Origin of the sequence: Algoriphagus aquaeductus (assembly GCF_003253485.1) — a bacterium.
Taxonomy (GTDB): domain Bacteria; phylum Bacteroidota; class Bacteroidia; order Cytophagales; family Cyclobacteriaceae; genus Algoriphagus; species Algoriphagus aquaeductus.
On sequence record NZ_QKTX01000010.1, the window covers coordinates 41,874 to 53,808 of the forward strand.

At 44.5% G+C, this 11,935-nt stretch carries 8 protein-coding genes; 5 read left to right on the forward strand and 3 right to left on the reverse strand.

The window, feature by feature from the left end; genetic code table 11:
• Positions 1–58 precede the first annotated feature (58 nt).
• The 5 genes from CLV31_RS13835 to CLV31_RS13855 all read left to right on the forward strand — a co-directional run bounded on the left by CLV31_RS13835 (position 59) and on the right by CLV31_RS13855 (position 8,378).
• Complete coding sequence (locus tag CLV31_RS13835) at positions 59–3,436, forward strand: methylmalonyl-CoA mutase family protein (protein ID WP_111393498.1); 3,378 nt, start codon at positions 59–61, stop codon at positions 3,434–3,436.
• Between the two features lie 397 nt (positions 3,437–3,833).
• The gene (locus CLV31_RS13840; protein WP_245943402.1) at positions 3,834–4,253 is read left to right on the forward strand and encodes an OsmC family protein; all 420 of its coding nucleotides are present in this window, start codon (positions 3,834–3,836) and stop codon (positions 4,251–4,253) included.
• A complete protein-coding gene (locus tag CLV31_RS13845; RefSeq protein WP_111393499.1) occupies positions 4,250–4,489 on the forward strand; it encodes a hypothetical protein in 240 nt (79 codons plus the stop codon). Before CLV31_RS13840 ends, CLV31_RS13845 begins: the two co-directional genes overlap by 4 nt.
• A 23-nt stretch (positions 4,490–4,512) precedes the next feature.
• Positions 4,513–5,523, forward strand: a complete 1,011-nt coding sequence (locus tag CLV31_RS13850) for a cache domain-containing protein (protein ID WP_111393500.1) — start codon at positions 4,513–4,515, stop codon at positions 5,521–5,523.
• Positions 5,523–8,378 carry a PAS domain-containing hybrid sensor histidine kinase/response regulator gene (locus tag CLV31_RS13855; protein ID WP_111393501.1) on the forward strand — a complete coding sequence of 952 codons (2,856 nt, stop codon included), beginning with the start codon at positions 5,523–5,525 and terminating at the stop codon, positions 8,376–8,378. Before CLV31_RS13850 ends, CLV31_RS13855 begins: the two co-directional genes overlap by 1 nt.
• Positions 8,379–8,488: 110 nt before the next feature.
• Here the strand turns inward: CLV31_RS13855 and CLV31_RS13860 are convergent, their stop codons facing one another.
• From CLV31_RS13860 to CLV31_RS13870, 3 genes are all read right to left on the reverse strand, one after another.
• Positions 8,489–9,796, reverse strand: coding sequence for a dihydrolipoamide acetyltransferase family protein (locus CLV31_RS13860; RefSeq protein ID WP_111393502.1), 1,308 nt, complete (start codon positions 9,794–9,796; stop codon positions 8,489–8,491).
• 87 nt (positions 9,797–9,883) lie between these two features.
• Positions 9,884–11,140 carry a competence/damage-inducible protein A gene (locus tag CLV31_RS13865; protein WP_111393503.1) on the reverse strand — a complete coding sequence of 419 codons (1,257 nt, stop codon included), beginning with the start codon at positions 11,138–11,140 and terminating at the stop codon, positions 9,884–9,886.
• Positions 11,141–11,148: 8 nt separating this feature from the next.
• Positions 11,149–11,934, reverse strand: coding sequence for an SDR family oxidoreductase (locus CLV31_RS13870; protein WP_111393504.1), 786 nt, complete (start codon positions 11,932–11,934; stop codon positions 11,149–11,151).
• Between the last annotated feature and the right edge of the window lies 1 nt (position 11,935).

The window sequence follows — 11,935 nt, forward strand, 5'->3', positions numbered from 1 at the left end:
AGAAACATAACCCATTTCTGATCCATTTGTACCCAAAATCGAATACAAACCCAAAGTCATGACTTTACCAACTGAGATTTACAAACCCAAAAACCACATCCGAATCGTGACCGCCGCCTCGCTTTTTGACGGACACGATGCAGCGATCAACATCATGCGCCGGATCATCCAATCCACGGGCTGTGAAGTGATTCACCTTGGTCACAACCGATCCGTGCAGGAAATCGTCGAGTGCGCCATTCAGGAAGATGTACAGGCCATAGCGATTACTTCCTATCAAGGCGGTCATGTGGAGTTTTTCAAGTACATGTATGATCTGCTCAAGGAGAAAGGTGCGGGACATATCAAAATTTTCGGAGGAGGAGGAGGAACCATTCTGCCGGAAGAAATCAAAGAATTGCATGGCTATGGGATCACCCGAATCTATTCTCCTGACGACGGACGAGCCATGGGCTTACAGGGAATGATCAATGACTTGGTTTCTGCCTGTGATTTTCCTGTAGGAGATCAAGTGTCCGCTGATTTTGTTTTGGATAAAAGTGAAAAAGGAAGTGTGGCGCGAGCCATTTCTGCTTTTGAAAACTTCCCAGAGCAATCTGCTACGCTTTTGGAAAAAATCCGAAAAGCCAGCCAAAGCAGCAAAACCCCGGTTTTGGGAATCACGGGAACTGGTGGAGCGGGTAAATCTTCCCTGGTAGATGAATTGGTCAGAAGATTTATCATCGACTTTGAGGATAAAAATCTGGCGATCATCTCCGTAGATCCTTCTAAAAGAAAAACCGGTGGAGCGCTCTTGGGTGACCGAATCCGTATGAATTCCATCAATCATCCCCGTGTATTCATGCGTTCCTTGGCTACTCGTCAGTCTAATTTGGCATTGTCCAAGTACGTTCAGGATGCCGTGGATACAGTAAAGGCGGCTGGATTTGACTTAGTGATTTTGGAGACTTCGGGTATCGGTCAGTCAGACACAGAGATCATCGAGCACTCAGACATTTCGCTTTACGTGATGACTCCCGAGTACGGGGCGGCTTCCCAGTTGGAAAAGATCGATATGCTGGACTTTGCCGATGTGATCGCGCTCAACAAGTTTGACAAGCGTGGAGCACTCGATGCCATCCGCGATGTCAAAAAACAATACAAACGTAATCACAACCTTTGGGACATTGCCGATGAGGATATTCCTGTTTTCGGGACCATCGCTTCCCAGTTCAATGACCCCGGGATGAATCAGCTGTATCGGGCAGTCATTGCCAAGGTCAATGAAAAATTCTCCGGACTGGAAAGTTCCTTCGAACTTACCGCAGGTACTTCGGAGAAAATCTATATCATCCCACCTGCCCGTACCCGCTACCTCAGCGAGATTACCGAGGTCAACCGTCACTATGACAAGTGGGTGGAGGAGCAGAAGGAAATCGCTCAGCAACTCTACTCCATCAAAAAGTCCATGGAAGCGATCCAATCCACCAAAGTGGAGGATAAGGATCGACTGATCAAGGAACTTCAAGAGGTATATGGGCAAGTTGAGCTCAACCTCGATCCGAAAAATAAAAAATGGCTGGAAGAATGGCCGGCTGAGGCCGCTCGCTATTCCGATGATTACTATGTATTCAAAGTCCGTGACAAGGAACTTAAAGTTCAGACCTACAGCACTTCCTTGGCTAATTCCCGAATTCCAAAAGTGGCTTTGCCGAAGTATGAAGCTTGGGGAGAATTGCTGAAATGGGGTTTGAGAGAAAATGTTCCCGGACAGTTTCCCTACACTTCAGGCGTATTTCCATTTAAGCGGGAAGGGGAAGATCCAACCCGAATGTTTGCAGGAGAGGGTGGGCCGGAGCGAACCAACAAACGCTTCCACTACGTGTCCAAAGCAATGCCTGCCAAGCGACTTTCCACGGCTTTTGACTCGGTGACTTTGTATGGAGAAGATCCCGATTACCGTCCGGATATCTATGGCAAAATCGGCAACTCAGGCGTGAACGTCTGCTGCCTGGACGATGCCAAGAAGTTGTATTCCGGCTTCAATCTCGTCGATCCGATGACTTCTGTTTCCATGACCATCAATGGTCCTGCGGCCACCATGACGGCCTTCTTCATGAATGCGGCCATCGATCAGCAGTGTGAGGTGTACATCAAAGCCAATGGATTGGAAGGGGAAGTCGAAGCCAAAATCGAAGCCATTTATAAAGAAAAAGGTCTTCCAAGACCGAGATACAATGCCCCGATTCCGGAAGGTAATGATGGGTTGGGCTTGATGCTTCTCGGGGTGACCGGCGATCAGGTACTTCCAAAAGACGTGTATGAAAAGATCAAAGCCGACACCATTTCCAAAGTAAGGGGAACAGTGCAGGCGGACATCTTGAAAGAAGATCAGGCGCAGAACACCTGTATTTTCTCCACGGAGTTTTCCCTTCGCTTGATGGGGGATGTGCAGCAGTATTTCATCGAAAACAAAGTCAGAAACTTCTACTCCGTTTCCATTTCCGGCTACCATATCGCAGAGGCAGGTGCCAATCCGATCACCCAATTGGCTTTGACGCTTTCCAATGGATTTACTTACGTGGAATACTACGTGTCCCGAGGAATGAACATCAATGACTTTGCGCCAAACCTTTCCTTCTTCTTCTCCAATGGCATCGATCCGGAGTACTCGGTCATCGGTCGGGTGGCAAGGAGAGTTTGGGCTAAGGCGATGAAGCTGAAATATGGTGGAAATGAGCGTTCGCAAATGCTCAAATACCATATTCAAACTTCCGGCCGCTCGCTTCATGCGCAGGAAATCGACTTCAACGATATCCGAACCACGCTTCAGGCCTTGTATGCGATCTACGACAACTGTAACTCGCTACACACCAATGCTTACGATGAAGCAATCACCACGCCTACGGAAGCATCGGTTCGTCGAGCGATGGCCATCCAGTTGATCATCAATAAGGAGTTGGGATTGGCGAAAAATGAGAATCCGCTTCAAGGTTCGTTTATCATAGAGGAGTTGACTGACTTGGTAGAAGAGGCGGTTTATGTCGAGTTTGACCGAATCACCGAAAGAGGGGGCGTGCTGGGCGCAATGGAGACCATGTATCAGCGTGGCAAAATCCAGGAGGAAAGCTTGCACTATGAAATGCTCAAGCACACCGGAGAGTATCCGATTATCGGGGTGAATACTTTCTTATCGAGCGAAGGTTCGCCGACAGTCACTCCGGGTGAAGTCATCCGTGCTACCATTGAGGAAAAAGAAGCGCAAATCATGACATTAAGGAACCTTCATGAAGCTTATGCAGGTTTGGAAAAAGATCAACTGATGTCACTGCAGAAGGCTGCGATTCACAATGAAAATGTCTTTGAAAAGCTGATGGAAGCGGCGAAGTATTGTTCACTGGGTCAGATTACTCATGCCTTGTATGAGGTAGGTGGGCAGTATCGAAGGAATATGTGAGGCAGTTGGAAGAGGGAAGACGGGAGACCGAAGAAGAGCCCTTCGAACCAAGAAGCTAGACTTTAGAGGCAAGACGTTAGACAAAAGAAACTAGGCACTTGGTGCTCGAAATAATAATGAGTCAGGTTTGAGTGCTGCTTCTGGAGAAGCAGCACAACCAAGAGCTTGAAGAAGGGAAACTTAAGGTGTGAGATTTCGGAATTGGGATATTTGATTTCGGATGTATTGAATTTCAAGTCTCACGTAATTTGAAATAGTTTATTCCTAAATAAAAAAAGTAATGTCGGAGTTTAATCTTGGAGTAAAAGTTTCGAGTTTCAAAAAAAATCCGAAATCCGAAATCAAAATTCCGACATCAAAAATGTCGTAAACCGTAATTCAAAAATCGTAAATCCACATGGCAAATAAACGCAACGTCACCGTCCGCATGAAGGCGGATTTGGAATATGAATCCCGCAATCCGCAGGGCAATCTGGTCAATATCGACATGTATGATCCTGAGCATAAGCATGCACAGTCTCCGATGGATTTGCTGCTTTCGGCTTTGGGTGGATGTGCCTCCGTGGACGCTGTGCTCATGATGAAGAAAAAGCGCCGAGAGATCGTGGATTTCTTTGTGGAGGTAGAGGGAATTCGAAACGACGGCGTACCGGCGTTTTACACCGATATCGAGTTGAAATTTGTATTGGTTTCTCCCAATGCGACCGAGGAGGAATTTGCCAAGGTGGTGGCGCTTTCGGTAGAGAAATACTGTTCGGTGGCCTCATCGCTGAAGTCCAACATCACCTTTAAATCTGAAGTCCGCAGACCGGAATGAGGGTAGTCAAGGAACTGGTCCGGGAGGAAATACGGGTGAGTATTTTCTCCTGGAACAATAAATACATCATCAAATACGAGCTCGGGCCCATGGAGCAGACCTTCAAACTGAGCGAGATGGATGTTTTGGAGGAATCAGAGTTGGATGCTTTTTTGGAAGGCAGTTTTTTTGAAGAGATCAAAAATCGTTTTGAAGAAATGGGAAATTCTTTTCGACGACAAGTGGAAAATTTATAATTTCCAGCAATCCTTACTTCCTTATGAAGCTTGTTAAGTTTGTTGCAATTGCGCTTTTTCTGGTTTCCCTTTCGGCTTGTCAACAAGAGGCTGATGAAAATTTGGAACAAAAACTGGCAAGGTTAAAAGGGTTAATTGAAAACCTTGAATCGGAAGGGCAGCAAATGGCGGAGGAATTGGATGGTATTGCTCATTTTTATGAAAAGTTGGTCGATAAGAAAGATTCAATTCTGAAGAATCCCGGCCCGTTCAAATACACCATGAATGAAGCTTTTTCGACAAATTTACCCGGGCAGGATTCGACCTTGAGTTCCATTATTATCCTCAATACCACAAAGGATCGAAAAAAAGCAGAGCAAGAAGTGCTGTTGACCAATTCATTGGATAGCGCTTTTGCAGTATTTTTTAAAAGAAATCCCATGGCCGTACAGATTTACTCCAATTCGGCATTGCAGGTGAGTAGGGTATATCCGGCTTATGACACCAAAAATATCGTCGATCCCGATATTGACGTCACGCAGTTCAATTTTTATTATGAAGCTGATCAAAAAAGAAATCCTTCCCGAGGTCTGGTTTGGATTCCGGATGCCTATGTCGATCCTGCCGGTAAAGGTTGGATATTGTCGCTGATTCATCCGGTGTATGACCGGGATAGTTTGTTTGCTGTTTTGGGGGTGGATTTTACGGTTTTGGATGTGATCAACCAGTACTTGGATGCAGTCAAAGGAAGTTTTCTTTTAGTCAATAGCAAAGGAGATATTGTGGCAGGAAAGGGAGATGCGATAGAGGCCTTAAGTATGCCTCCGCTCAAAAATCACGTCTATCGGGAAACGATTCAGGAAGACAATTTCCGTATTTCTGATTTCAATTTGTTTCACAGCAAAAGTGCAGAAGTGAGAAATATGGCTCAATCCTTTTTGCTGGAGAAAAAAAATCTGTTTGATTTTAAGGATGAGCCTGGTTTAAAGTCTGCCACATGTCTTTCATTTCAGAAAATCGACTGGTATCTTATTGAATTATTTCCAAATTATTGATGATCCGTAAATTTTTCGACAGCTCCAACTTTGGCTTAACCACGATAGTAGGGGCAGTAATGATCATCTTGGTGATTTCGATTGGTGTTAGTTTTTTCAATGCGATATACAATTCCCAGTTAGAGTCCAGAAAGGAGTTTTTGAATAAACAGACGGAATTGGCTTCCCGGGGGATCGAGTTTGAGCTTAACCGGTTTAAAGAAGAATCCAGGACCTTTCTTGCTTACTTAGAAACCGCCGAGCTTGACGAAAAAAAGGTTGAAAATGATTTGACCATCGCCACAAGACGCACATTCACTGCTTTCCCCAGACTTGTAGATTCTCTTTGGGTTGATTTGAAGGACTCTGTTTTGGTTTATACCCTTACCTCAAGAAATGATTTCATCCGAAGGTCGGTAAAGGAGTTTCCTCAGAAAAGCAGTGGAGAACAGCTTTTGGTAGAAGGGAAATCCGGCTATCGGGTGCTGTATTCATTTGATTTTTTGCAGTTTGCCAAAGAGTACTCGGCCAATTTTTACCAAACTCCAGGAGGGAGCAAATACCTTTTTTGGAACTCTACCTTATGGGATATCGGTGCCTCATCCTCAGAAAAAATCAAAACGATTTCAGGTCCTCAGACTGATCCTATTTGGCGAGATATCCAAGTGGGTCTGAAGGGGTTTTATCCTGTTTCTTGGACGGATGATTCCCGTAAGGTGGAGGGAATTTTGGCTCAATATCCATTTACCTATATTGATAATGGGACCTTTGCCTCCTTGGTTTTTACCGCTCCGGTGGAAAGTCTCACCTCAGGGATTTACAGTACCTACTTTTACTTATTCATAGCCATGGTTTTTTTATTGATAGGGACCATCGGCTTTTTTATTATTTCGATCAAAAGCAGCCTCGAGGTTTCCCGAACCAAGGAAGAAAACTTGCGCGAGGTTTCTGAGCTTTTTGATCAACAAAATCTTTTACTCAAGGAACTCAGAGGCTTTGTTTTTTTTCATGATTACCGAGGAATGATCCAGCGGGTCAGCGATGAAGTGGAGGAAGTGTTGGGACATCCAAAAGAAAGTTATTTGGAGGCATTCAAAGAGGGTGGAAAGCATCCTGTAGCCAATGCTGTCAAAGAGGAAATCAAGTTGGCCATTCAGGAAAACCGTGAATTTGTAGACATGGAATATGATGTCATCAAAAGCAATGGGGAAAAAATAAGAGTGAGGATTTTTGAAAAACTCATTTATGATGAATCCGGGAGGTTCAATGGAGGAATGGGGATCTGTACGGATATTTCTGAGCAGTATAAATCCAGAATAGCCATAATTGAAAGTGAAAACAGACTGCGTACACTAATCAATAACCTGCCGGATGTGATTTTCATCTATGATAATGAAGGCAAGGTGTTGGACTTTCAGATCCAGGGAAGAGAAAATCTTCTGGAGCCTGCAAAATTTACCTTAGGTAAGAAACTTGAAGATTTTGTTCCTCATGATCAAGGAACCGAAGTCAAAGCGGCTTTCTTAAGAGCAAGAAATACCGGAAAAATTCAGGCTGTGGATGCTGTTTGGAAGGATGGGCCGGAAGGGTTGCGGCATTATGAAATCCGATTTTTCCCTCTGGATCAGCATCAGATGATATCCATATCAAAGGATATTACCAGTCAGAAAATTTGGGAGAAGGGTCTTGTAGAGGCCATGAATTCTGCAGATCAGGCCAGTCGGGCCAAATCGGAATTTTTGGCAAATATGAGTCATGAAATCCGCACCCCGATGAATGGGTTGTTGGGAATTATTGATTTGCTCGAAAGTACCAACCTCAATAAAATCCAAAAGCAGTATGTAGATATCATCAAAAACTCGGGTAATTCACTTTTATCTATTATCAAGGATATTTTGGATTATTCCAAAATAGAATCAGGAAGGATTGAGATTCAATATGAGGTGTTTAATCCGGTCGAGGAGGTTCGCGATCAAGTCAAAATCCTGTTGGGGATAGCCAAAAAGAAAGGAATCAAGCTCGACTTGAGTTTTGGGATGGAATCCGAAATTCTGGTAGAAGGAGATAAAGGCAAAATCAATCAGGTATTACTCAATTTGATCGGAAATGCGCTGAAATTTACTTCTGAAAAAGGCCGGGTTCATGTCAGCCTCAAAACAGAATCAGTTGATCAAAACCTGTTTTCCCTTCTATATCGAATAGAAGACAACGGAATTGGAATCTCAGAAGAGCATATTAAGCAGTTGTCTGATCCCTTTTTTCAGGTGGAGAGTTCAAGTACCCGATCCTACCAAGGTACAGGTTTGGGGCTCGCTATCGCAAAGAAATTGATCGAATTACTTGGCGGGGAAATGACCGTCCAAAGTCAACCCGGAAAAGGATCTGTATTCAGTTTTTCGGTATTGGTAAAAAAGGCCGATGGAAATTCCCCAAAAAACAAGATACAGGAACTCACCTGGAAGGATATCAAGGAGATGGGGACGGAGTTTCCGTTGAGAATCTTATTGGCGGAGGACAATGAACTTAACCTGCAATTGATGACCCTGATGTTTCAGCAATTGGGATTTGAATTTGAAATTGCACGAAATGGAAAGGAGGCTTATGATAAAGTACAGGCTAAAAAATTTGACGTCGTCCTGATGGATGTGCAGATGCCGATTATGAACGGACTTGAGGCAACCATAGAAATCCGGAAATTGCCTAATCAGGAAGATTTGGTCATAATCGGCCTTTCTGCCAATGTGTTTGAGGAGGATCAAAAGAAAGCATTGGAAATCGGAATGGACGATTACCTGACCAAGCCGATTCGATTGACTGTGTTAGCGGATAAACTTGAATCTTATTTTCGAAAAGTCAGAGGAAAGGAATCGGACTGAGCACAAAAATAAATGTGGCTGCCTTATTTCTCTAAACACTTTCAGTTGCACCGGAATAGTTCGGTCATCCGGTTCCTGATTGCGGAGTAATAAGGCAGCCTCTTTTGAAATTATAGACTGGTAGTAAGGTCAAACGCCTCCAGGTAATCGGCTACTCTTCTGACAAACATTCCTCCCAAGGATCCATCAACCACCCGGTGGTCATAAGAATGGGAAAGGAACATTTTGTGGCGTATCGCGATCACATCTCCTGTGGGAGTCTCCACCACCGCAGGTTTTTTCACTATGGCACCGACTGCCATGATCGCTACCTGAGGCTGAGGAATGATAGGAGTACCCATTACATTTCCGAAAGAACCTACGTTAGACACGGTATAAGTACCTCCAGCCAGGTCATCCGCAGTGAGCTTATTATTTCTCGCCCGGTTGGCCAGATCGTTCACTTTTTTGGAAATGCCCACGAGGTTGAGCTGATCAGCATTTTTGATTATTGGAACAATCAGGTTTCCCGAAGGAAGCGCGACAGCCATGCCTACATTAATGTCTTTTTTCTTGATGATCCGATCTCCGTCCACAGATATATTGATCATCGGAAAATCCCGGATTGCCTTAGCCACAGCATCGATGAAGAATGGCGTATAGGTGATCCCTTCTCCATATTTTGCCTTATAAGCGTCTTTGTTTTTCTCTCTCCAAAGTACAATATTGGTCATGTCCGCCTCTACGAAGGATGTCACATGAGGAGAAATCCGCTTGGAATCGACCATGCGTTGGGCGATCATCTTGCGCATACGATCCATCTCGATGATTTCATCAGTGGCCGAGATGCTGAGGTTTACACGCGGTTCAGCAATAGATGGAGCTGGGGAAACGGAAGTAGCTTTGGCTGGGGCAGGTACGGATTTATTTTTCAAATAATCCATCATGTCCTGCTTGGTCACTCTGCCTTCTTTTCCGGTTCCCGGAATTTTTGAAAGTTCTGTTGCAGAAATCCCTTCCTCTTTAGCAATACTCCTTACCAATGGGGAATAGAATCTCCCGTCTTCTCCCGGCGTTTCATCCAAAGGCTGGGCATCAGCCAAAAGGGTAGAAGTATTAGAGGGTGCTACTGCGATAAGTTCTTCTTTGCCCGGATCTACTTCAGCCTTTGGCTGAGAAGATGTAGGAGAATTTTCGCCTGAAGTTTCGATGATCGCAATAGGAGCACCAACAGCAACGACGTCTCCTTCCTTAGCCAGAATTTTTTTAAGAATTCCTCCATGCGTGGCCGGCACTTCGGTATCCACTTTATCTGTCGCTACCTCCAGGACAGATTCGTCCTGATCGATAGTGTCTCCTTCTTTCTTCAGCCAGGTAAGGATGGTGCCTTCTATGATACTTTCGCCCATTTTGGGCATCAGCATTTCTACACTTGCCATATCGGTTGAGGTAATTTAATTGGGTTTATATTCAACTTTTAAAATTAAATTTTATTGAACAGCTACCCAAACCATCTGGATAAAATTTTATTTGTTATTCTGATTGAAACAAATCCTTAGCAAATTCAAAACAGAAACGCCTGTTAGTTGAATATTCAGCATCCGATCTTGGGTCAATTGTAGTTTTCTGGTCTCCAAAAAACCCTCTCCGGCGCAGGCGATCCATACCGTTCCTACAGGTTTTTCTTCGGATCCTCCATCCGGACCGGCGATTCCGGTACTGGCCAACCCAAAGTCAGAACCAAATATTCTTCTTACACCTTCGGCCATTTCCATTGCGGTCTGCTCGCTCACCGCTCCAAACGATGCCAATGTTTCAGACTTTACTCCGAGGATATTCTCTTTGAATTGATTGTGGTAAGGTACTACCGAGCCCTGGAAATAATCAGAACTTCCGGGCACAGTCGTTACCAAATGTGACACGTAACCTCCCGAGCAACTCTCGGCTAAAGCTAAAGTTTTCCCCGCGTTCTTCAAAAGTTTGCCAATGGCACTTTCCAAAGACTCATCATCATATCCGTATATGTATTTGTCTATCAGTGGTATAACCTTCGATATTTGTGACTCTACTTGTTGGTATAGTTCATTCTTATCTGTGCCAAAAGCCGTTAATCTGAGTTTGACATGCCCTAGAGAGGGTAAGTAAGCCAATCGGATATGATCAGGGAGTGAGTTTTCCCAATCTTTGATGAGGTCTGCAAGCCAGCTTTCTCCGATCCCCACAGTTTTGACCACTTTATGGTAGATCACGGGAAGGTTGAAAATCCCGGAGAGTTTGGGTAATACAAAATCTTTCATCAGTTTTTTCATCTCATGAGGCACACCGGGCATTGACATCCAATAGGTTCCCTCGCGCTCAAACCACATCCCGGGAGCTGTACCGACTTCATTCGGTACATAGGTACAACAGGAAGGGAGGTGACCCTGAAGAATGTTAAGCTGGGTCATTTCCCTTCCCCTTTTTCGGAAAAATTCCGTCACTGCCGCTACAGCTTCCGGGAATTCTATGATTTCACAGCCAAAATATTCTGCCAAGAGTGGTTTGGTTAGGTCGTCTTGAGTGGGTCCAAGGCCACCGGTGATCAAGATCAGATGCGCTCGCTTTTCCGCTGCCTCGAAAGCAGCCAAAATATCGGTTCGATTATCTCCAACTGTTGTCTTCCTGACGACTTTTACTCCCATCAAATCCAATTCTTGACTGATCCAATGGGAGTTGGTATCCATGATTTGGCCATAGAGGAGTTCGTCTCCTATGACGATGATTTCAGCGTTTACTAATTGCATATTCGGGATTATCTGACTTTTGCTTTTCGGAGGATTATGGAGAAAATTCCAGGGAAAAATCGCTTTAGGTAGACGGCTAAGGTTTCCTTTCCTCCGATGTAGACCTCTTCTTTTTGGTATCGAATGGCTTCAAATATTTTTTTGGCGCATTTTTCAGGACTCATTCCCTTGGCTTGTGCTTCGTCCATTTCGCCCAATGGACTTCCATCGGCGGTAAGGGCATTTACCGAAACCTGAGTTTGGATGAAACCTGGACAGATCAGGGTGACAGAAATTCCATCCTGATGGTGTTCTGCCCTCAAGGTTTCGAAAAATCCGTGAAGTGCATGTTTGGAAGCTGCATAGGCAGATCGGAAAGGCGATCCAAACTTACCGACCAAAGAGGTTACCACCGCAAACTGCCCGGCTTTTCGTTGGATAAAATGCGGTAAGAGAGCTTTGGTGAGGGCTACTGTTCCAAAATAATTGACTTCCATGAGCTTTCGGTCAACCTCTAATTTTGTCTCTTGGATCATTGATCGCTGGCTGATTCCTCCATTGTGGAGAAGAATGTCGACCTGTCCAAAAAAGGAAATGGCCTCTTTTGTTTTTTTCTCAAAATCTGAATTGTCTGCAAGGTCCAATGGAAGAATCCGAATTGAGTCGGGGTTTTTGCATTCCTTTTTTACCCGTTCGAGTTCGTTGATTTTTCGTGCGGATAGAATCAGGGAATAGCCTTTTTCAGAAAACCTTTTAGCTGTTGCTTCTCCTATTCCGGAAGAAGCCCCGGTAATCCAAATGACAGGTTGGGTCATG